This window comes from Streptomyces sp. NPDC002868 (genome assembly GCF_055563295.1).
In genome coordinates this window covers 247,378-268,954 of the sequence record NZ_JBVHDR010000002.1, presented here as the reverse complement: position 1 = coordinate 268,954, position 21,577 = coordinate 247,378, and the positions used below count along the sequence as shown (strand labels likewise).

Below are 21,577 nucleotides of genomic sequence, written 5' to 3'. Positions count from 1 at the left end.
GGCGGCCGTCGGCGCGGAGCGCCGTCCATCGGGGGTGGTGGCCGGGTGACGGGTGGGCATTACTGGCAGGCCTCGCAGGACTCGGGGTTTTCCAGGGAGCAGGCGACGGCGTCGGGGTCGGCCGCCTGCTGTACGGGGATGGGGGTGGCGGACTGAGCCGCCCGGGCGATCCGCGTCGCCGGGCGGGAGCGCAGGTAGTACGTCGTCTTCAGGCCCTGCTTCCACGCGTACGCGTACATCGAGCTGAGCTTCCCGATGGTCGGCGTCTCCAGGAACAGGTTCAGCGACTGCGACTGGTCCAGGAAGGGGGTGCGGGCGGCGGCCATGTCGATCAGGCCGCGCTGCGGGATCTCCCACGCCGTGCGGTACAGCGCGCGGACGTCGGCCGGGATCCAGCTGAAGCCCTCCACCGAGCCGCTGGACTCGCGCAGCGCCTCACGGGTCTGCGCGTCCCACACGCCGAGCTTCTTCAGCTCCTCCACCAGGTAGGCGTTGACCTGGAGGAACTCACCGCTCAGCGTCTCGCGCTTGAAGAGGTTGGAGACCTGCGGCTCGATGCACTCGTACACGCCCGCGATCGAGGCGATGGTCGCCGTCGGCGCGATGGCGAGGAGGAGGGAGTTGCGCATGCCGCTCTCGGCGACGCGGGTGCGCAACGCGTCCCAGCGTTCTGGCCAGTTGAGAGCCACGTCGTAGTGGTCGGGGTGCAGCACGCCACGGGCCGCGCGGGTCTGGGACCAGGCGGGCAGCGGGCCGTTGCGCTCGGCGAGGTCGCAGGACGCCTCGTACGCGGCGAGCATGATCCGCTCGGCGATCTTCGTGGAGAGCGCCTTCGCCTCGGGCGAGTCGAAGGGGAGGCGGAGCTTGAAGAAGACGTCCTGCAGGCCCATCGCGCCCAGGCCCACCGGACGCCACTTGGCGTTGGAGCGGCCGGCCTGCTCGGTCGGGTAGAAGTTGATGTCGACGACCCGGTCGAGGAAGGTCACGGCGGTACGGACGGTCTCGTCCAGCCGCTCCCAGTCGATGTCTCCCGTCGCGAGCACGAACGAACCGAGGTTGACCGAGCCGAGGTTGCAGACGGCTGTCTCCCCGTCGTCCGTCACCTCCAGGATCTCGGTGCACAGGTTCGAGGAGTGGACGACCTTGCCCGGCTCTGCGGTCTGGTTCGCCGTGCGGTTGGAGGCGTCCTTGAAGGTCATCCAGCCGTTGCCGGTCTGGGCGAGCGTACGCATCATCCGGCCGTACAACTCCCGTGCGGGGATGGTCCTGCGCGCGAGTCCCCCGGCCTCCGCCTTGCGGTACGCCGCGTCGAACTCGTCGCCCCACAGGTCGACCAGGTCCGGCACATCGGCGGGTGAGAACAGCGACCACTCGGCGTCGGCCTCGACGCGCCGCATGAACTCGTCCGGGATCCAGTGCGCGAGGTTGAGGTTGTGCGTACGCCGCGCGTCCTCACCGGTGTTGTCGCGCAGCTCCAGGAACTCCTCGATGTCCGCGTGCCAGGTCTCCAGGTAGATCGCGGCGGCGCCCTTGCGCCGGCCGCCCTGGTTCACGGCGGCGACCGAGGCGTCGAGGGTCTTCAGGAACGGCACGATGCCGTTGGAGTGGCCGTTGGTGCCGCGGATCAGCGAACCGCGGGCGCGGATGCGGGAGTACGAGAGACCGATGCCGCCCGCGTGCTTGGAGAGGCGTGCGACCTGGTGGTAGCGGTCGTAGATCGAGTCGAGCTCGTCCAGCGGGGAGTCCAGCAGGTAGCAGGAGGACATCTGCGGGTGACGGGTGCCGGAGTTGAAGAGCGTCGGTGACGACGGGAGGTAGTCGAGGCGGCTCATCAGCCCGTACAGCGCGGCGACTTCGTCCAGGGCCCGCGCGGAGGTGTCCTCCGCCAGCCCGGAGGCGACGCGCAGCATGAAGTGCTGCGGGGTCTCGATCACCTGGCGGGTGAGGGGGTGCCGGAGCAGGTAGCGGCTGTAGAGGGTGCGCAGCCCGAAGTAGCCGAAACGGTCGTCGGCGTCCTGGTCGATCAGCGCGTCGAGACGGGCGGCGTGCAGCGTGACGAACTCGGCCGTGCGGTCGGCGATCAGGCCCTCGCGGTGGCCGACCGCGACCGACGCGGAGAAGGCCACCGCGCCCTGTCCGGCGGCCTCGTCCGCGATATGACGGGTCAGCAGGCGGGCGGCGAGCCGGGAGTAGGCCGGGTCCTCGGAGATCAGCCCCGCGGCGGCGTCGGTGGCGAGGCTGCGCAACTCGGCCGCGTCCGACCGGGCGTTGCGGCCGCGCAGCGCGGCGGCGGCGACGCGCCCCGGGTCGGTGTCCGGCAGATCGGCGGTGAGATCGGTCAGGGTCCGCAGAAGCGCGGTCCCGGGGCCGTCGGCAGCCTGCTCTGCGATGCCTGAAGCCGGATCGGCTGGCGCGATGGTCACGTGGTGCTCTCCCTCGCTCGGCTCTGGGCCGACGGGGGAGGGGGAGGGCCGCGGGGGCGCACGTACCCGGAAAAAGGCAGCACACCGCACGGCATCCACCGACCCAACCGCGAGGCCCGGATGTCTCGGCACCCGGTTCGGTCGAGCCGGATGCACCATCGGCAGGTCTTCGGACTGGTGGGTACGACAAAGCGCACCACAACACACCGTTGCGGGACAGTTCCGGATTCGCACCGGATTCCCCTGCGGCGACAGCGAGCACGAGCATACATGTGGGGGCCGCTCGATGCGGCACCCCCCACATGTTGTGTCGTGACGGGCTACAGCTCCAACGCGTAAGTCAACAGGGGGAGTCCTGGGATGGGCTCCCAGTCCCGGTCGGGCGTACGGACGAAGCCCATCCGCTCGTAGATCCGGTGGGCGGCGAGCATGGTGGGCTGGGTCGACAGCAGGAGCCGCCGGCACCCCTCTACGGCCCGGGCGCGCTCGACGCACGCCCGCACAAGGGCCTCGCCGACACCGCGCCCACGGGCCTGCTCGGCGACGGCGAGCATCCGGAACTCGGCCTCGTCGGAGCGGGCGACATCGGCCCACGCCCCGCCGCCCGAGACGAAGGTCACGCCACCGAGCAGGCGGCCGCGACCGTCGACGGCGACGAGCACCTCGGCATCGGCGGCCCGCCGCGCCACATCCCGCAGCGCATGCAGATACGTATCGTCCTCGCCGAAGTCCAGCAGCCCGTCGCCCAGATATGCCTGGGCGGTGATCTCGCCCAGCTCGGTGTACTCCTTCGGCCGCACTGCCCTGATGGTGATGTCCATGGGCGCAGTGTGGACCGGGTCAGCCGCTCACGCCCACCTCATTGTTGGGGGCGCCGTCGCCGGCCGGGGGCAGGTCGCCGCGCTCCACAGGCGTCTGCCCGCCGATGTCCTCGGCCTGGGGCAGGACCTCGTCCAGCTCACGGTCGTCGGCGAGATGGGCCGCCTCGGCGGCTTCGCGCAGGACGTCGCGCTCCACCTGAGTGCCGGCGCTGATCTGGATCCGCAGACCGTTCTCCGTACGGACGTACTCATGGCCGCTGTCCGAGGTGCGGTACCAGCCCTTGCCGTCCTTCGCGCAGGGTGCGCGGGCCGGGCCGGCCGCGCCCGTGGCCGAACCCATCGGGAGTTCCGAGCAGTTCGCCTCGTCCACCTTGCCCCGGTCGACCAAGAGCGTGATCTGCCCGCCGGTCTTCGATACGTACGTGGCCGAGAAGCCGTCGCCGCCGATGACACCCACGGACTGCCGCGCCAGCTCGAAGCCGTCGGACCGCGTCACATACACATGCTCGGGCAGGGTCTGAAGCGCTCGGGCGCGCGCCTCGAGCGCGGACCGCTCGGGCACAGGACCGCTGGTGCTCCCCGTACCGTCGCTGCCCCGCGTGCCGCTGTTGCCCGCCACTTCCGTACCGCAGCCGGCAAGGGCGAGGGACAGCAGCAGAAGCAGTGACAAACGCGAACCACGTCTCATGCGCACATTCTTATCTGAGGTACGGCGAGGGCCGCCGCGCTTTCCCGTGGGAAGCGCGACGGCCCTCGACCGGTGAGGTCCCCGGTGACCGGTCGGTGCCGGCTCAGTGACCGGCGCCCGCGGTGGCCTTCGGCAGCTCCACCCGCACGCCCGGGTCGTCCGCGTCCGCCGTGTAGTCCGACGGGCTCGTCTCGTCGACACCCTCTGGCGCCTTCGCCGCCCGCAGTACGAACGTCAGGACCACGGTGACCACCACGTTCAGCACGAATGCCGTCAGGCCGATGTAGCCGATCTCGCCGATGCCCGGGATCTCCGCCGACGAGCCGCCGAAGTGCTTCTGCGTCGGGCTCGCCACTCCGTACGCAGCCGCCGTGCCGTAGATCATGCCGACCGCCCAGCCCGCCAGCAGCGCCCAGCGGTGGAACCAGCGCGTGAACAGGCCGCCCACCAGCGCCGGCAGTGTCTGGAGGATCCAGATGCCGCCAAGAAGCTGGAAGTTGATCGCCACCGTCTTGTCCATCGTCAGGACGAAGACCAGCGCGCCCACCTTCACCAGCAGCGAGACCAGCTTGGAGACCTTCGTCTCCTGCGCGGGCGTCGCGTCCGGCTTGATGAAGTCCTTGTAGATGTTCCGCGTGAACAGATTCGCCGCCGCGATCGACATGATCGCCGCCGGCACGAGCGCGCCGATGCCGATCGCCGCGAAGGCGACACCCGCGAACCAGTCCGGGAACATGGTCTCGAACAGTTGCGGAATGGCCAGTTGCCCGTTCTGCACCTTGATGCCCGCCGCGATCGCCATGAAGCCGAGCAGCGCCAGCAGGCCCAGCATCAGCGAATACAGCGGCAGGATCGTGGTGTTGCGGCGGATCACGTCACGGCTGCGCGAAGAGAGCGTCGCCGTGATCGAGTGCGGATACATGAAGAGTGCGAGCGCCGAGCCCAGCGCCAGCGTGGCGTAGCCCCATTGCCCCATCTCGGCCGGCACCAGCGCGCCCCGTGGCTTGTCCGTCACCGGGTTGATCTGCGCGAACGCGTCGCCCGCCTTCGCGAAGATGTCGTCGAAGCCGCCCAGCTTGATCGGGATGTAGATGATCGCCACCGCGATGACGAGGTAGATCAGCGTGTCCTTGACGAAGGCGATCAGCGCCGGCGCCCGCAGCCCGGAGGAGTACGTGTACGCCGCCAGCACGCCGAAGGCGATCAGCAGCGGCAGGTCCTTGATGAACCAGTTGGTGTTCTCGCCGCCGCCGACGCCCATCACGTCGAGCACCGCCTGGATGCCCACCAGTTGCAGCGCGATGTACGGCATCGTCGCCAGGATGCCGGTGACCGCGACCGCCAGCGAAAGGCCCTTCGAGCCGAAGCGCCCGCGGACGAAGTCCGAGGTGGTCACGTACCCGTGCTTGTGCGACACCGACCACAGCCGCGGCAGGAAGGTGAAGATCAGCGGGTAGACGAGGATCGTGTAAGGGACGGCGAAGAAGCCCGCCGCGCCCGCCGCGTAGATCGCCGCCGGGACGGCCACGAAGGTGTACGCGGTGTACAGGTCGCCGCCGAGCAGGAACCAGGTGACCCAGGTGCCGAACGACCTGCCGCCCAGACCCCATTCGTCGAGGCTGTCGCTCTCGGCCCGGCGCCAGCGTGAGGCCAGGAAGCCCATGACCGTTACGGCCAGGAAGAAGAAGATGAAGACGGCGAGTGCGACGCCGTTCACGCCGTCCTTCACTGCGACGCACCCCCCTTGCGGGCGCGCTGGTCGCGCTGCCACAGCTTGTAAGCGATCATGGTTAGCGCGGTGGAGATCAGCACCCAGAGCATCTGGTACCAGTAGAAGAACGGAATGCCGATGAAGGCCGGCTCGACCTTCGCGTACGAACCGACCCACAGCATCGCCACGAACGGCGCGAAGAGGCAGAGGGCGACGACCACGCGCACCGGCGTGATCAGTGGTTGTTTCTCGTCAGGCACTTCCGTCACTTCGGACATACGGCGGCTCCGATTCCTCACGCATCACCTTTGCAACGCGCAGGAAATCTAGGCCAGGGTTTTGCGTAGCGTCACCCCCCGTCCGCATATCGGTACGGCAACGACTTCGGGTTCACCCGCCCTGAACAGCACCTCAGCAGCAGCGGAACCCTGCACTGGGGTCCGACTCCTGACGGTCCGTACGCATACGCTCGAATTCCCGCCGGGACGGTACGGACACGGACGGATCGTGCGAACGCGCATGCGCGACATACCTCTCGTACGCCGACTCGTCCAGCAATTCCCGTACGTACCACCGCACCGCGCTAGCGGCCCGCAGCAGCCCGCTCCGAAGCATCCTGCACCTCCGCCTTCTCCTCCTTGGTCGCCCACAGCCCGGCCGGAGCGGTCAACTTCGACTCCACGAACGGCGCTTCGTCCAGCGTCGCCGACGCCGGATTGCGTACGGCCTTCACGCACACCCGGGCCGCGTCCACGACCACCACCACGATCAGCAGCGCCAGTACCGCCGAAAGCACGCCGTCCACCGTGGAGTTGCTGACGATGGTGTGCATGTCGTCCATGGACTTGGCGGGCGGCAGCAACTTGTCCGCGTCAATGGCGTCCTGGTAGCGCTCGCGCTGGGTGAAGAAGCCGACGCGCGGATCGCCGGAGAACACCTTCTGCCAACTCGCCGTCAGCGTCACCGTGACGTCCCAGGCGAGCGGAATCCCGGTGATCCAGGCCCACTTGAGCCGTCCCGACTTCACCAGCAGAGTGGTGCAGACGGCGAGCGCGACCGCCGCGAGCAGCTGGTTGGAGATGCCGAAGATCGGGAAGAGCTGGTTGATCCCGCCGAGCGGCTCATGCACGCCGACCCAGAGGAAGTACCCCCACAGCGCCACCACGACCGCGCTGGTGATGACGATGCCCGGCTTCCAGCTGACGTTGCGGAAGGGCTTGTAGACGTTGCCCAGCATGTCCTGGAGCATGAACCGGCCCACCCGGGTGCCCGCGTCCAGCGCGGTCAGGATGAACAGCGCCTCGAACATGATCGCGAAGTGGTACCAGAAGGCCTTCATCCCATTGCCGCCCACGACCTGGGAGAAGATCTCCGAGACGCCGACGGCGAGGGTGGGCGCACCGCCCGTCCGCGACAGCAGTGACTGCTCCCCCACCGCCTCGGCAGCCTTCGCCAAATCGCTCGGAGAGATCGTGTATCCGAGGTTCGCGACCGCCTGCGACGCCGACTGGACGCTGTCGCCGATGACACCGGCCGGCGCGTTCATCGCGAAGTAGAGCCCCGGGTCGATGATGCAGGCCGCCACCAGTGCCATGACCGCCACGAACGACTCCATCAGCATGGAGCCGTAGCCGATCATCCGGACCTGCGTCTCCTTCTGGATCATCTTCGGGGTGGTGCCCGAGGCGATCAGTGAATGGAATCCGGAGAGCGCGCCGCACGCGATGGTGATGAAGACGAAGGGGAACAGCGAGCCCGCGAACACCGGCCCGTCGCCCCGGCCCGCGAAGTCCGTCACCGCGTCCATCCGCATGTCGGGCATGGCGATGACGACGCCGAGCGCCAGCAGCCCGATCGTCCCGATCTTCATGAAGGTGGAGAGGTAGTCGCGTGGCGCGAGCAGCATCCACACCGGGAGTACGGAGGCGATGAATCCGTACGCCACCATCCACAGCACCAGCGTCGAGGGCGCAAGCGTGAACGTCTCGGCGAGCGAGGACTCGGCCACCCAGCGGCCCGCCACGATCGAGAGCAGCAGCAGCGCGACGCCGATCAGGGTGACCTCGCTGACCCGGCCGGGCCGCAGGACGCGCAGATAGAAGCCCATCAGCAGCGCGATGGGAATGGTCATGCCGATGGAGAAGGTGCCCCAGGGGGAGCGGGCCAGGGCGTTGACGATGACCAGCGCCAGCACGCCCAGCAGGATGATCATGATCATGAACGCGGCGAGCAGGGCCGCTGCCCCGCCGAACGGACCGATCTCGTCCCGCGCCATCTGGCCCAGCGACTTGCCGTTGCGCCGGGTGGAGAAGAAGAGCACCACCATGTCCTGCACGGCGCCCGCGAAGATGACGCCGACGATGATCCAGATGGTGCCGGGCAAGTACCCCATCTGCGCCGCCAGTACGGGTCCCACCAGCGGGCCCGCTCCCGCGATGGCCGCGAAGTGGTGCCCGAGCAGGACCCGCCGGTCGGTGGGGTGGAAGTCGATGCCGTTGTCGAGCCGTTCGGCCGGGGTGGCTCTGGTCCTGTCGACCTTCAGCACCCGGTTGACGATGAAGCGCGAGTAGAAGCGGTAGCCGATCGCGTACGAGCCGAGGGCGGCGGCGACCATCCAGGCGGCCGACACCTCTTCGCCGCGCGAGAGGGCAAGTACGGTCCAGCCGGCCGCGCCCACCAGCGCGACGAGGGTCCAGATGACGATGGTTCGTGGATTCGTGGTGCGCACCGGGTCGTCCTCCCGTCCCATGAGATGACGGGAGGACGGTAGAGCAGGAATGTGACCTGCGCTACACCATGTGCGGTACGAGATGTCAGCCGAGCCGCGTCAGTCCTGCGGCCCCGGCTCGGCGTCGCGTCAGTCCTGCGGCCGCTGCAACCTCGCGACGAACTTGTACCGGTCGCCCCGGTACACCGAACGCACCCACTCCACCGGCTCGCCCTGCGCGTCCAGTGAATGGCGCGAAAGCATCAGCATCGGCAGGCCCACGTCCGTCCCCAGCAGCCCGGCCTCGCGTGGGTTCGCCAGCGAGGTCTCGATCGTCTCCTCGGCCTCGGCCAGATGGACGTCGTACACCTCCGCCAGCGCGGTGTAGAGCGAGGTGTACTTGACCAGGCTGCGGCGCAGCGCCGGGAAGCGCTTCGCCGACAGATGCGTCGTCTCGATCGCCATCGGCTCACCGCTCGCCAGCCGCAGCCGCTCGATCCGCAGCACCCGCCCGCCGGTCGAGATGTCCAGCAGCCCGGCCAGCGTGTCGTCGGCCGTGACATACCCGATGTCCAGCAACTGCGAGGTGGGCTCCAGGCCCTGCGCCCGCATGTCCTCGGTGTACGAGGTGAGCTGGAGGGCCTGCGAGACCTTGGGCTTGGCGACGAACGTGCCTTTGCCCTGGATGCGTTCGAGGCGGCCCTCGACGACCAGCTCCTGCAGCGCCTGCCGCACCGTCGTACGCGAGGTGTCGAACTCCGCGGCGAGCGTGCGCTCGGGCGGTACGGGCGTGCCGGGCGGCAACGTCTCCGTCATATCGAGCAAGTGTCGCTTGAGCCGGTAGTACTTGGGCACGCGCGCCGTACGGGTCTGTGCCCCGCCCTCGGTCTCCGTACCGGCGCCGTCCGTGGTCATGGCCCGCCTTCCCGACTCCTGTGCTGCTGCCGTCACCGGCTCCTCCGTCTGTTGCGGCTCACATGGTGGCACGGTCCGGTCACGGGTCGTCGCCCTGCCTCAGGTGTCGGTCCGATAACGGACGCGACAGCCCTTCTTATACACCCTTGACACCCCTAAAGGTCTAGGCCAAGCTCCGGGTACTGGTCTAAACCATTAAAGACCAGTACCCAGCCCCACGGGCAGACCCTGAAGCGCTGTCTCTGCGTATTGCGCGACTCCCGGGTGGTGGTGGGGGGTAACTCTTGCATCCCTTGAGGAGGGTGGCGTGAAGCGTAAGCTCATAGCCGCGGTAGGTGTGGCAGCGATGGCGGCTTCGGTCGCGGCGTGCGGCTCCAGCGACAGCAAGGCCGCGAAGGACCCGAAGGACCGCAAGGAGACGCTGACCGTCTGGCTGATGGTTGACGCTCAGTCCACCTGGCCCGAGTTGGTCAAGGACGTCAACAGCCAGTTCAACGCGAAGTACCCGGGCGTCAAGGTCAATGTCCAGTACCAGCAGTGGGCGGACAAGACCAAGAAGCTCGACGCCGCGCTCGCCGGTGACAAGTTCCCGGACGTGGTCGAGCTCGGCAACACCGAGACGATGACGTACATCCTCAACGGCGCTCTCGGCGAGATCGACCCGAAGAAGTACGAGAACTCGGACACCTGGATCAAGGGCCTCAAGGACACCTGCGCATACGAGGGCAAGCAGTACTGCGTGCCCTACTACGCGGGTGCCCGTGTCGCGATCTACAACAAGGACATGTTCAAGGCGGGCACCGGCTCCGACGCCCTGCCCACCACCGAGGCCGAGCTCACCGCCGCGCTCGACAAGGTCCAGGCGAAGAACACCAAGGACAAGGCGTTCTCGCCGCTCTACCTGCCGGGCCGCTACTGGTACGCCGCCATGTCCTACGTCGCCGCGTACGGCGGCGAGATCGCCAAGTACGACGAGGGCAAGAAGGAGTGGAAGTCCTCGCTCTCCACGCCGGAGGCGCAGAAGGGCATCACGCACTTCGTCGACCTGGTCAAGAAGTACAACCACGGCGACAAGACCAAGGACGAGCAGGACCACGCCAACGTCATGGCCAACGAGAAGACCGCTCTTCTCTACGGCAACGGCTGGGAGGCCGGCAGCGTCGTCGACCCCACGGCCAACGGCAACGCCAAGCTGAAGGACAAGATCGGCACCGCCGGTATGCCGGGCCCCGACGGCAAGGCCCTGCCGTCCTTCATCGGCGGCTCCGACCTCGCCACCATCTCCAAGTCCAAGATCCAGGACCTGGGCGAGGAGTGGATCTCGCTGTTCACCAGTGAGAAGTCCGAGGCGGTTCTCGCCGCCAAGAACATCCTTCCCAACAACACCAAGCAGCTCGAGCCGCTGAAGGCGAAGCCGGAGACCGCTCCGATCGCCAACGCCGTGCCGGACGCCTGGTTCACCCCTATCGCCCCCGGCTGGTCCGCGATCGAGAAGAAGGAAGTCCTCGAGCTGATGCTCCTGGACATCATCAAGGGTAAGTCCGTCGAGGAAGCCACCAAGACGGCCGACGCGGAGATCGACAAGCTGATCAACGAGAGCTCCTGACTCTCCTGATCGCACAGCGGGGGTGGCCGGTCCGTGCCGCAGCACGGGCCCGCCACCCCGCCCTCCGGTGACCAGTCCGAACGGAAGGCCACGCACCATGAGTGCCGCCGAAACGAAAGCAGTCGAACCGGCGGTGCCCGTCCAGCGGCACCCCGACGTCCTTCGCCCACAGCCGGCCAAGAGCGGTCGCGCGCCGCGGAAGGCCGGCGCACTGCTGCCCTATCTGCTGATCGGCCCCACGATCGTCGCGATCGCCGCCGTCTTCGTCTGGCCGCTGATCAAGACGACGATCATGTCCTTCCAGGACGTCGGCCGCCGCGAGCTGTGGACCGGCGAGGCCGCACCGTGGGTGGGCTTCGAGCAGTTCTCCAGCATCTTCGGTGACCCGGCCTTCTGGGACTCGGTCGTGCTGACCGTCGCCTTCATGGCCGCCTGTGTGGTCGTCACCCTCGCCTTCGGCCTGGCGGTCTCGCTGATGATGCAGCGGATGTCCACCTGGGTCCGGCTGCTGGTGACCGCCGGGCTGATCGCGGCCTGGTCCATCCCGCTGATGGTCGCCGCCTCGATCTTCCGCTGGTTCGCCGACTCCGACTACGGCGTCGCGAACATGGTCCTCACGAAGTACCTCGGACTGGACTTCCAGGGCCACAACTGGTTCCTCGACGCCAAGCAGGGCTTCTTGGTTATCGGCGCCGTCGTCGTCTGGGGCGCCATTCCGTTCGTCGCCATCACGCTCTACGCGGCCCTCACCCAGGTGCCCAAGGAGCTGGAGGAGGCCGCGGCCATCGACGGCGTCGGCGCGTTCGGCAACTTCCGCTATGTCGTCTTCCCGGTCATCAAGCCGGTCTTCCAGATGGTCGCCACCCTCTCGGTGATCTGGGACTTCAACGTCCTGGGCCAGGTCTGGCTGATGCGCGGCACCAAGCCCGAGCCCGAGTACGAGGTGCTCGGTCTCTACGCCTTCAACAAGGCCTTCGAGTCCAACTCCTTCAGCCAGGGCGCCGCCATCTCGCTGATCACGGTGCTGCTGCTGTCCGGCGTCGCCGTGTACTACCTGCGCCAGCTGCTCAAGATCGGAGAGGTCGAGTGAGCGCCACCACCTCCGCCCTGACGGCCTCTGCCCCCAAGGCCGCCCAGATCCTCAAGCCCGACCGCAAGAAAAAGAGCCGGATCGTCTACAACGTCATCGGGCTGCTGACCTTCGTGGTCATGATCTTCCCGGTGTATTGGCTCGTCATCAGCGCCCTGCGGCCCAACGCCGAGATCCGCAGCTATGACCAGACGCTGTGGCCGTCGTCGGTCACCTTCGACAACTTCAGCCGCGCGATGGACTACGCCAACTTCGGTACGGCGGTCAAGTCCAGCCTGATCATCTGCGTCACCGCGGTGGTCGGCGCCATGTTCATGGCCACCATCGCCGCGTACGCGATAGGCCGCTTCAGGTTCTTCGGCCGCAAGGGCTTCATGATCGTCCTCATCCTGGTCCAGCTGCTGCCGCCGACCGCGATGCTGATCCCCATCTACCTCCAGCTCAACGATCTCGGCGCGCTGAACGAGTACTGGGGCGTCATCATCATCTACCTCGTCTCCACACTGCCCTTCGCGACCTGGATGATCCGAGGCTTCGTGATCAACATCCCGAAGGAGCTGGAGGAGTCCGCGATGGTGGACGGCTGCAGCCAGATGGGCGCCTTCTGGCGGATCGTCTTCCCGCTGCTCGCCCCCGGCCTCGCCGCGGCGTCCATCTACTCGCTGATCAACGCCTGGAACGAGTACCTCCTCGCGTACGTCGTTCTCCAGGACAACGACAAGTACACGCTGAACGTGTGGCTGGCGAACTTCACCACCTCTCGTGGTGTGGACTACGGCGCCCTGATGGCCGCCTCGACGCTCATCGCCATCCCTGTCGTGGCCTTCTTCATGTTCATCCAGAAGAAGATGGCGGCGGGTCTCACCTCCGGTGCAGTGAAGGGATAACGCCGCCTCATGACCACTCTCGTACGTGGATCCTCGGACACTCTGACCCGCGACGCCCTCGCCGTCCTCCAGCCGGGTTTCATCGGCACCACCGCGCCCGAGTGGCTGCTGCGCCGGATCGGCGAAGGACTCTCGGCCGTCGGCCTGTTCGGCCGCAACATCGCCTCGCCCGGCCAACTGGCCGCGCTCACCGCGCAGCTGCGGGCCGAACGGGACGATGTGCTCGTCGCGATCGACGAGGAGGGCGGGGACGTCACGCGCCTTGAGGTGCGTAACGGTTCATCCTTCCCCGGGAACTACGCGCTGGGGGTGGTGGACGATACGGAGCTCACCCGGGCCGTCGCGCGTGAACTGGGCCGCCGGCTCGCCGAATGCGGGGTCGACCTCAACTGGGCACCCTCCGCGGACATCAACTCCAACCCGAACAACCCGGTCATCGGCGTACGGTCGTTCGGCGCCGACACCACGCTCGCCGCCCGGCACACCGCCGCGTACATCGAAGGACTCCAGGCGGCCGGAGTCGCCGCCTGCACCAAGCACTTCCCCGGGCACGGCGACACCAATGTGGACTCGCACCACGCGCTGCCCCGCATCGGTGTGGATCTCGACACTCTGCACGCCCGTGAGCTGGTGCCTTTCCGCGCGGCGATCGCGGCGGGTACCAAAGCGGTGATGAGCGCGCACATTCTGCTTCCCGCGCTCGACCCGAACCACCCGGCGACGCTGAGCCCGCAGATCCTTACCGGTCTGCTGCGCGAGGAGTTGGGCTACGAGGGCCTGATCGTCACCGACGGTATGGAGATGCAGGCCATCTCGGCGGTGTACGGCATCGAGCACGGCTCCGTCCTCGCGATCGCCGCGGGAGCGGACGCGATTTGCGTCGGCGGCGGCCTGGCCGACGAGGAGACCGTACTGCGACTGCGCGACGCGCTGGTCACTGCGGTACGGGACGGCGAACTGCCCGAGGAGCGGCTGGCCGACGCGGCGGCACGGGTACGCGCGCTCGCCGACTGGACGCGGGGGGCCAGGGCGGCCGCAGCGGAGCCGGGCCCGGCCTCGGAGACGGGGGTCACCGCGGCGCAGCCAGGGGCCGGGACCGCGCCCCGCACCGACATCGGGCTGATCGCGGCACGCCGCGCGGTACGGGTGACGGTGGGACAGCTGCCGTACGAGCCGGTGGATCTCGCCCCCTATGTCGCCGCCTTCGCCCCGGTCGCGAACATCGCGGTGGGGGACGAGACCCCGTGGGGAGTGGCGGCGGAGCTGACGGCGATCCTGCCCGGCACCGAGACCGGCACATACGACAGCGCAACCGAGACCTCCGGCTTGGTCGGAAATGTGCTGGCTGCTGCGGCGGACCGTAGGATCATCGCTGTAGTACGCGACGTTCACCGCCACCCCTGGATGGCGGACGCTCTGGACGCCCTGATCGCCGCCCGGCCCGGCACGGTCGTGGTCGAGATGGGGGTGGACCGGGCGGAGCCGAGGGGGGCCCTGCACATCGCGACCCATGGCGCCGCTCGCGTCTGCGGACGGGCCGCCGCGGAAGTCATCACCGGCAAGGGCGCCGGGGCCTGACCGACGCGGACCGTGCACAAGGAATGCCACATGGAGGCACCCCGCATGTCCGAAAAGCCGGGCCGGATCATGGCCGGTGAGATGGCAGAGCAGCCCGCGGTGCTGCGGCGCATCCTTCAGGAGGGCGCGCCGAGGATCCGCGAGGTGGCGACGGCGATCGCGGCGCGGAGCCCGCGGTTCGTGCTGCTGACCGCGCGCGGCACGTCCGACAACGCCGCGCTGTACGCGAAGTACCTGCTGGAGATCCAGCTGGGTCTGCCGTGCGGGCTGACCTCCATGTCCACGACGACGGCGTACGGCGCGCGGCCGGACCTGACCGACGTCCTGGTCGTCACGGTCAGCCAGTCCGGCGGCTCACCGGACCTGGTGGCCTCGACGAAGGCGGCGCGCGAGGGGGGCGCGATCACGCTGGCGGTCACGAACAACCCGGACTCCCCGCTGGCTGCGGTCTCCGAATTTCACATCGACATCCTGGCAGGGCCGGAGAAGGCGCTCCCGGCGACGAAGACGTACACCGCGTCGCTGCTGGCGCTCTATCTCTTCGTGGAGGGGCTGCGGGGCGGCGACGGCGCGGCGGCGAAGGTGCTGCCGGACCTGGCGTCGCAGGTCCTGTCCCGCCAGGACGAGGTACGGCAGCTGGCGTCCCGCTACCGCTTCGCCGAGCGGATGGTCATCACGTCGCGAGGTTACGGCTACCCCACGGCGAAGGAGGCCGCGCTGAAGCTGATGGAGACGAGCTACATCCCGGCGCTCTCGTACTCCGGCGCGGACCTGCTGCACGGCCCGCTGGCGATGGTGGACAACATCTCCCCGGTCATCGCGGTGGTCACGGACGGCAAGGGCGGCGAGGCCCTCCAGCCGGTCCTCGACCGCCTCCGCGGCCGCGGCGCGGACCTGGTGGTGGTGGGCCCGGCCCCCCAGGTCGAGGCGGCATCGGCGGGCTTCGTCCTCCCGACGGACGGGGTTTTGGAGGAGCTCCAGCCGATCCTGGAGATTCTCCCGCTGCAACTCCTGGCGTACGAGGTGACGATCGCCCGCGGCCAGGACCCGGACGCGCCGAGGGCACTCGCAAAGGTCACGGAAACGCGCTGAGGGGGGCGGCGCCGCGGGGCCTGCCCACCCGCCCGCCCCAGGTGTGGGGGAACGGGGTTCCCCCACACCCCCTGCTCCGCGCGCGAACGCTGCGGAGCCCCGCGCGGCGGCGCCGCAAGTAGAAGTAGCCGCACACACCCGCGGGCCGCGGCGCCTGACGGGACCCTCAACCCGTCCGGCACCGCAGCCCGGAGTTGCTCCGGCCGGCAGGTGTGCGGTCCGCGCGGCCGTATCGGAGGTCTCGGCGCAGTCAGGGCAGAGAGCGCCGGGTACCTCGTTCCACCCTCCTGTGCGGGGAGGATGGAGGCTTCAACACAATCATTGTGGACTAGACCATTCTCCGCTGTCCATCCATCTGCAGAGCTTACTTCTCGGCCCATCCTCCGGCACGGCCGGGCAACTCACCCGGTTCACCTCGCAGGTACGCTCGCAGATGTGCCCTCCATGAACGACCTCGTACACCAGCACACAGCCCTGAGTGAATCCGACCTCGAGTGGCTGCATCTGCTGGTCTCGGAGTGGCAGCTGCTCTCCGACCTCTCCTTCGCCGACCTCGTCCTGTGGGTCCCCACCCGCGACGGCACCCGCTTCGTCTCCGTCGCCCAGATGCGCCCCAACACCGGCCCCACCTCCTACCAGGACGACATGGTCGGCCATCTCGTTCCCCGTGGCCGGCGTCCGCTGCTCGACGCCGCGCTCGACGAGGGGCGGATCGTGCGCGAGGGCGACCCGGAGTGGCGCGAGGAGGTTCCGGTACGGGTCGAGTCCATCCCCGTACGCCGCGAGGGCCGCGTCCTCGGCGTCATCGCCCGGAACACCAACCTCCTCACCGTCCGTACGCCCAGCCGGCTGGAGCTCACCTACCTGCAGAGCGCCTCCGACCTCGCCCAGATGATCGCCGCCGGCTCCTTCCCCTTCCCCGGGCAACAAGTCGACATGGACGCTTCCCCGCGCGTCGGCGACGGGCTGATCCGGCTCGACGCGGACGGCGTCGTGCAGTACGCCAGCCCCAACGGCCTCTCCGCGTACCACCGCCTCGGCCTCGCCTCCGACCTCGTCGGACACCACCTCGGCCAGATCACCGCCGAACTCGCCCCGTCCCGCGGCCCCGTCGACGAGGCCCTGGTCAAACTCGCCAGCGGCTACGCGCCCCGTGAGACCGAGGTCGAGGGCAACGGCGGTGTCATCCAGCTGCGCGCCATCCCGCTCAAGCCCAAGGGCACCCGGATCGGTTCCCTCGTGCTCTGCCGCGACGTCACCGAACTCCGCCGCCGCGAGCGTGAGTTGATCACCAAGGACGCGACCATCCGGGAGATCCACCACCGGGTGAAGAACAACCTCCAGACGGTCGCGGCCCTGTTGCGGCTGCAGGCCCGCCGGATGGATTCCGTACGCGGCCGCGAGGCGCTCAATGAGGCGGTGCGGCGCGTCGGTTCGATCGCGATCGTGCACGAGACCCTCTCCCAGAACCTGGACGAGCGCGTCGAGTTCGACGAGATCGCCGACCGGGTCATCGCGATGGTCTCCGAGATCTCCCCGGGCAAGGTCGAGTGCCGCCGTACGGGCCGCTTCGGCATCCTCGACGCCGAGGTGGCCACCCCGCTCGCGATGGTCCTGACCGAGGTGCTGCAGAACGCCCTGGAGCACGCCTTCGCACAGGGGGAGCACGGCTCTGTCGAGGTCGCGGCCGTACGAGGCGATCAGCGCACGGACAGCCGGCTGCTGATCACCGTCCAGGACGACGGGCGCGGACTGCCCGAGGGCTTCGACCCCCAGCAGACCGGCAATCTGGGTCTGCAGATCGTACGGACCCTGGTGGAGGGGGAATTGGGCGGAACCTTCGACATGGTCCCGGCCCCCGTGCGGGGCACCAGGGTCGTCCTCGACGTACCCGTACAGGCGCAGAAGCAGTAGCCGTAGCCGTAGCGGCCGGAAACAGCAGCGAGCCCCGGACCGTATGTACACGGTCCGGGGCTCAGAGCTTTGTGCGCTTCGGGGGTACTGCGCGCTGCGGCTCGGGAGGCGGTGAGTGCGTACTCTCTGTACGCGCCGCCAAGCTCAGGCTCGTAGCAGGGGCTGGCGTCAGGCGCTGGCGTTACGCGCCCGGTTGCGAGCGGCACGACGCTTCATAGCGCGGCGCTCGTCCTCGCTGAGGCCACCCCAGACGCCCGAGTCCTGGCCGGACTCGAGCGCCCACTGCAGGCACTGCTCCATGACGGGGCAGCGACGGCAGACGGCCTTGGCTTCCTCGATCTGCAGCAGCGCAGGACCAGTGTTGCCGATGGGGAAGAAGAGCTCGGGGTCTTCCTCGCGGCAAACGGCGTTGTGACGCCAGTCCATGGCTGCTACCTCTCCTTGGTATTACATGCGGGTTGCTTGTGAATGTGAACGCTTTCACGAATCCCCCCGCAAGGGAAGGGCCGACTGCCAGCTGCACTGGCGTGGTCCTGAGGTTTGAGGAGGGGTTCTGGCGGTCTGTGGGGCCGATGTTGCGGGCCGTCCCGATCGCCATGTAGAGATTCGCAAACCTCGGCGGCGGATACAACCCCTTCCGGAAAGTTTTTTTTGATTCCTCGGTGTCGGCTAGGTCACAGCCGTACTTCTATGGGGTGGAGCCCAGCCCATACGTTCGAGTTAAAGGACTTTCGGCCCTTCCACTCACACAATCACACGCAGTGCACGGCGTACGCCTGTGAACGTCACGCTCGTACGGAGCCCAAGGTGGTCACCGTCCATCTGGAACGGGAGGGGAACCTTCGAATTCAAGGTGAAGTCGGTGAGGTCGTGAAGAGTGACCGCGTGCTTGCCGTGCGGTCCGCGCTCGGGGGTGGAAGTAAGCAGCTGGGTCGCGTAACGGGCCACGGCGGAGGTCGACATCTTGGACAGTGCGACGACGTCCAGGGCGGTGTCGAAGGAGGCCTCCGGGGACGCATACACCGGGCGATTGCCCAGGTAGGTCCAGGGGGAGGTGTTGCAGATTATGGAGAGCACAAGATCGGTGACCGGGTCCTGGCCGGGACGGTCCAGGGTGATCGGGCCGTTCCGGCGGTGCGGCTCGTCCAGGAACTGGCGTACCACCTGGCGCATATAGAGGGCGTGCGTGGACCGCTTGCCGCGCTCCCGCTGCTGTTCGACCCGGCCGATGACGCTCGCGTCGAAGCCGAGTCCGGCGCAGAAGGTGAACCAGCGGGCGGGGACCGCCTCGTCGTCGGTACCCGGGGTGCCGGCCGCGAGACCGAGGCCGACCGTCCGCTCGGTCCGGTCGCGCAGTGCGTCCAGGATGGCGCCGGTCGCCTCGACGGCGTCGTTCGGGAGACCGAGGGCGCGGGCGAAGACATTCGTCGAGCCGCCGGGGACGACGGCGAGGCGGGGGAGGCGGTCGGGGTCGGGGCCGTGGTGGAGCAGACCGTTGACGACCTCGTTCACGGTGCCGTCGCCGCCCAGGGCGACGACGAGATCCATGTCGTCGGACTCCGCTGCCCGGCGGCCGACGTCGCGGGCGTGACCGCGGTACTCCGTGTTCACGACCTCCAGCTTCATCTCGCTGGCCAGGGCGTGGATGAGTACGTCGCGAGTGCGGGCACTGGTGGTGGTTGCTGCCGGATTGACCACGAGGAGTGCGCGCATGCGCAGCAGCGTACCTAGTGGGATTTACCTGGCCCAGCCCAGGGCCGCGCACGACAGCTACCCTGCTGGGATGAGCGCTGACCAGACCCCCCGCCCTGCCCGCCTGACTGCCGCGGCCGCGGTGTCCGGTCTGGAAGGCCTGGCACTGGTCGCGTGCGGCGTCTTCATGCTCGTGATGGGCCTGCTGGGCCGGCCGGACAGTCCGTCGCAGGCGGAGACGGGCGGAGTGACGCTGATCGCACTCGGCGCGATCCCGCTGGCCGCGGCGCGGGGCCTGCTGGGACGCCGCAGCTGGAGCCGCGGACCGGCGATCATCACGCACCTGATGGCACTGATCCCGGCCTGGACGCTGCTGCGCGCGTCCGGGGCGCTGATCCCGCTGGGCATCGCACTGGCGGTGGTCGCGGTGACGGGCCTGGTTCTGCTGGTGAACCCGACGACGACCGAGGCTCTGGGCATCCGCGGCCCCGCGCGCGACGCGTAGCCGCTCGCGCGGGGGCGGTACGTTCCCCTCCCGGTGGCTCCCGGTGGCTCCCGGTGGGGAGGGGCCGCCCCCGCGCCCCGCGGCCGGTTACTCCTCGACCAGGAGCTTCTCGCGGAGCTGTGCCAGCGTGCGGGCCAGCAAGCGGGAGACGTGCATCTGAGAGATGCCCACCTCCTGTGCGATCTGCGACTGCGTCATGTTGCCGAAGAACCTCAGCAGCAGGATCCGCTTCTCGCGCGGTGGCAGGTCCTCCAGCAGTGGCTTCAGCGACTCGCGGTATTCGACGCCCTCCAGGGCCTCGTCCTCCGCGCCGAGTGTGTCCGCCACCGCCGGGGACTCGTCGTCCGTGTCGGGAACGTCCAGGGACAGGGTGGAGTACGCGTTCGCGGACTCCAGGCCCTCCAGGACCTCCTCCTCCGAGATGCCCAGGCGTTCCGCCAGCTCGTGGACCGTCGGTGAGCGGCCGTGCTGCTGGGACAGTTCCGCCGTCGCCGTGGTCAGGGCGAGCCGCAGTTCCTGGAGGCGGCGCGGGACCCGGACCGCCCAGCCCTTGTCGCGGAAGTGGCGCTTGATCTCGCCGACCACCGTCGGCGTCGCGTACGTCGAGAACTCGACGCCCCGATCCGGATCGAACCGGTCCACCGACTTGATCAGGCCGATCGTCGCGACCTGCGTCAGATCGTCCAGCGGCTCGCCGCGGTTGCGGAAGCGCCGCGCCAGATGCTCGACCAGTGGCAGATGCATACGCACCAGCTGGTTGCGCAGCTCCGCCCGCTGCGACGAGCCGTCGGGCAGCTTGCGCAGCTCGATGAACATCGCCCGCGCCCCGCTGCGGTCATGTGGATCGTGGTGCTGCTGCTCGTGCACGTGCTCGCTCATACGGTCCGCCCGCTCTGCCTGCTCCGCCGCGGCCGTCCGGCCGTCCAGTCCGTCCAGTCCGTCCACCGGGTGCGGCCGCGCCTGCTGTTCCGGGATGCCCGTCACCGCGGGTGGCTCGTTCCGCACCGGACCGTCCCCGTTCCTCACGCCGGCCCGGGTCCCGCGCCGCGCTGTTTGTACAGGCTGATGGAGACCGTACGGTCATCGGCGACCGACGAGTCGACCTTGCCGGCCAGTGCCGAGAGCACCGTCCAGGCGAAGGTGTCACGCTCCGGCGCCCGGCCGTCTGTCGTCGGCGCCGAGACCGTGACCTCGAGCGAGTCGTCGACGAGTCGGAAGACGCAGCTGAGAACGGAACCGGGGACGGCCTGCTGCAGCAGGATCGCGCACGCCTCGTCGACCGCGATCCGCAGATCCTCGATCTCGTCGAGGGTGAAGTCCAAGCGCGCTGCGAGGCCGGCCGTGGCCGTACGCAGCACGGACAGGTAGGCACCCGCAGCGGGCAGCCGGACTTCCACGAAGTCCTGAGTCCCGGGCTCGCCTGCGATCTGGGACACCCTCACCTCCAAGGTGGCACAAGCTCTTTCGGGGCTACGGGAGGGGAGATCCCGAAGCCGTCGCTACGTAGTCGGTCGGTCTGTACGTAGCCGGTACTGGCCCGGCGACGCTATCGCGATCCATGGTGCCCTGTCGCCGGGACCCCCAGTCGGTGGCTGTCACTCATGGTAAGCATACGAGCACACACAGTGGCTAGAGGTCTGCGTCACCCAATTACGAGGAACCGGCGGAGGGTTGACGTACCCACGCGTCAGACGATCGAACCGTCGACAAAGCACCAACGCCACCTCTCACCCGGCTCGAAGCTTCGCATCACGGGGTGCCCGGTCTGCGTGAAGTGTGCGGTGGCGTGCCGCAGGGGCGAGGAGTCGCAGCAGCCCACGAGGCCGCAGATCAGGCAGAGTCGCAGCTGTACGGGATGGCTGCCGACCGCCAGACACTCCAGGCAGGTCTCGCTCAGCGGCACCGGCTCGGGGCTGGGCAGTTCTGCTACATGCGGGCACTCACTCAT

General features: G+C 68.6%; 20 protein-coding genes and 1 riboswitch. Of the genes, 7 read left to right on the top strand and 13 right to left on the bottom strand.

The annotated features are described in order from the left end of the window. Window positions 1-59: 59 nt before the first annotated feature. The 8 genes from ACZ3H8_RS07075 to ACZ3H8_RS07040 form a co-directional block, all read right to left on the bottom strand. Window positions 60-2,423, bottom strand: a complete 2,364-nt coding sequence (locus ACZ3H8_RS07075) for a ribonucleoside-diphosphate reductase subunit alpha (protein WP_467398486.1) — start codon at window positions 2,421-2,423, stop codon at window positions 60-62. Between the two features lie 143 nt (window positions 2,424-2,566). Further along, a riboswitch (cobalamin riboswitch) is annotated at window positions 2,567-2,726 on the bottom strand. Window positions 2,727-2,743: 17 nt separating this feature from the next. After that, complete coding sequence (locus tag ACZ3H8_RS07070) at window positions 2,744-3,244, bottom strand: GNAT family N-acetyltransferase (protein ID WP_467398484.1); 501 nt, start codon at window positions 3,242-3,244, stop codon at window positions 2,744-2,746. A 19-nt stretch (window positions 3,245-3,263) separates the two neighbouring features. After that, window positions 3,264-3,932 carry a hypothetical protein gene (locus tag ACZ3H8_RS07065; RefSeq protein ID WP_467398481.1) on the bottom strand — a complete coding sequence of 223 codons (669 nt, stop codon included), beginning with the start codon at window positions 3,930-3,932 and terminating at the stop codon, window positions 3,264-3,266. A gap of 103 nt (window positions 3,933-4,035) precedes the next feature. Next, window positions 4,036-5,661, bottom strand: a complete 1,626-nt coding sequence (mctP, locus tag ACZ3H8_RS07060; protein ID WP_467398479.1) for a monocarboxylate uptake permease MctP — start codon at window positions 5,659-5,661, stop codon at window positions 4,036-4,038. Next, window positions 5,658-5,921, bottom strand: coding sequence for a DUF3311 domain-containing protein (locus tag ACZ3H8_RS07055; protein WP_467398476.1), 264 nt, complete (start codon window positions 5,919-5,921; stop codon window positions 5,658-5,660). Before ACZ3H8_RS07055 ends, mctP begins: the two co-directional genes overlap by 4 nt. A gap of 133 nt (window positions 5,922-6,054) precedes the next feature. Further along, window positions 6,055-6,258, bottom strand: a complete 204-nt coding sequence (locus ACZ3H8_RS07050) for a YbdD/YjiX family protein (RefSeq protein WP_467398474.1) — start codon at window positions 6,256-6,258, stop codon at window positions 6,055-6,057. Beyond that, entirely contained in the window at window positions 6,227-8,371 is a 2,145-nt protein-coding gene (locus ACZ3H8_RS07045) for a carbon starvation CstA family protein (protein ID WP_467399919.1), read from the bottom strand. The genes ACZ3H8_RS07050 and ACZ3H8_RS07045 overlap by 32 nt, the downstream gene beginning before the upstream one ends. A 129-nt stretch (window positions 8,372-8,500) precedes the next feature. Then, a complete protein-coding gene (locus tag ACZ3H8_RS07040) occupies window positions 8,501-9,265 on the bottom strand; it encodes a GntR family transcriptional regulator (RefSeq protein WP_356221643.1) in 765 nt (254 codons plus the stop codon). A 307-nt stretch (window positions 9,266-9,572) separates the two neighbouring features. Here ACZ3H8_RS07040 and ACZ3H8_RS07035 point away from each other — a divergent pair, with 307 nt between their 5' ends. The 6 genes from ACZ3H8_RS07035 (at window position 9,573) to ACZ3H8_RS07010 (ending at window position 17,432) form a co-directional block, all read left to right on the top strand. After that, window positions 9,573-10,871 (top strand): sugar ABC transporter substrate-binding protein, encoded by a 1,299-nt coding sequence (locus tag ACZ3H8_RS07035; RefSeq protein ID WP_467398472.1) that lies wholly within the window; start codon window positions 9,573-9,575, stop codon window positions 10,869-10,871. A 97-nt stretch (window positions 10,872-10,968) separates the two neighbouring features. Then, complete coding sequence (locus ACZ3H8_RS07030; RefSeq protein WP_467398470.1) at window positions 10,969-11,961, top strand: carbohydrate ABC transporter permease; 993 nt, start codon at window positions 10,969-10,971, stop codon at window positions 11,959-11,961. Then, window positions 11,958-12,848, top strand: a complete 891-nt coding sequence (locus tag ACZ3H8_RS07025; protein ID WP_467398467.1) for a carbohydrate ABC transporter permease — start codon at window positions 11,958-11,960, stop codon at window positions 12,846-12,848. Before ACZ3H8_RS07030 ends, ACZ3H8_RS07025 begins: the two co-directional genes overlap by 4 nt. A 9-nt stretch (window positions 12,849-12,857) precedes the next feature. Then, window positions 12,858-14,426 carry a glycoside hydrolase family 3 protein gene (locus ACZ3H8_RS07020; protein ID WP_467398465.1) on the top strand — a complete coding sequence of 523 codons (1,569 nt, stop codon included), beginning with the start codon at window positions 12,858-12,860 and terminating at the stop codon, window positions 14,424-14,426. Between the two features lie 30 nt (window positions 14,427-14,456). Next, entirely contained in the window at window positions 14,457-15,518 is a 1,062-nt protein-coding gene (locus ACZ3H8_RS07015; RefSeq protein WP_467398462.1) for an SIS domain-containing protein, read from the top strand. Window positions 15,519-15,953: 435 nt separating this feature from the next. Then, window positions 15,954-17,432: a sensor histidine kinase gene (locus tag ACZ3H8_RS07010; RefSeq protein WP_398983934.1), complete on the top strand. Its 1,479-nt coding sequence runs from the start codon at window positions 15,954-15,956 to the stop codon at window positions 17,430-17,432. 168 nt (window positions 17,433-17,600) lie between these two features. On the opposite strand, the gene ACZ3H8_RS07005 is transcribed toward ACZ3H8_RS07010, so the two are convergent. Both ACZ3H8_RS07005 and ACZ3H8_RS07000 read right to left on the bottom strand, forming a co-directional pair. Then, a complete protein-coding gene (locus ACZ3H8_RS07005) occupies window positions 17,601-17,858 on the bottom strand; it encodes a WhiB family transcriptional regulator (protein ID WP_003953983.1) in 258 nt (85 codons plus the stop codon). A gap of 318 nt (window positions 17,859-18,176) precedes the next feature. Then, window positions 18,177-19,145 (bottom strand): diacylglycerol/lipid kinase family protein, encoded by a 969-nt coding sequence (locus ACZ3H8_RS07000; RefSeq protein WP_307661215.1) that lies wholly within the window; start codon window positions 19,143-19,145, stop codon window positions 18,177-18,179. A gap of 70 nt (window positions 19,146-19,215) precedes the next feature. Here ACZ3H8_RS07000 and ACZ3H8_RS06995 point away from each other — a divergent pair, with 70 nt between their 5' ends. Next, window positions 19,216-19,629 (top strand): hypothetical protein, encoded by a 414-nt coding sequence (locus ACZ3H8_RS06995; protein WP_467398459.1) that lies wholly within the window; start codon window positions 19,216-19,218, stop codon window positions 19,627-19,629. Window positions 19,630-19,716: 87 nt separating this feature from the next. On the opposite strand, the gene ACZ3H8_RS06990 is transcribed toward ACZ3H8_RS06995, so the two are convergent. From ACZ3H8_RS06990 to ACZ3H8_RS06980, 3 genes are all read right to left on the bottom strand, one after another. Then, a complete protein-coding gene (locus tag ACZ3H8_RS06990) occupies window positions 19,717-20,655 on the bottom strand; it encodes an RNA polymerase sigma factor SigF (RefSeq protein ID WP_467398457.1) in 939 nt (312 codons plus the stop codon). Next, window positions 20,652-21,065 carry an ATP-binding protein gene (locus ACZ3H8_RS06985; RefSeq protein ID WP_018845530.1) on the bottom strand — a complete coding sequence of 138 codons (414 nt, stop codon included), beginning with the start codon at window positions 21,063-21,065 and terminating at the stop codon, window positions 20,652-20,654. Before ACZ3H8_RS06985 ends, ACZ3H8_RS06990 begins: the two co-directional genes overlap by 4 nt. A 251-nt stretch (window positions 21,066-21,316) precedes the next feature. Beyond that, window positions 21,317-21,577 carry a UBP-type zinc finger domain-containing protein gene (locus tag ACZ3H8_RS06980; RefSeq protein WP_467398456.1) on the bottom strand — a complete coding sequence of 87 codons (261 nt, stop codon included), beginning with the start codon at window positions 21,575-21,577 and terminating at the stop codon, window positions 21,317-21,319.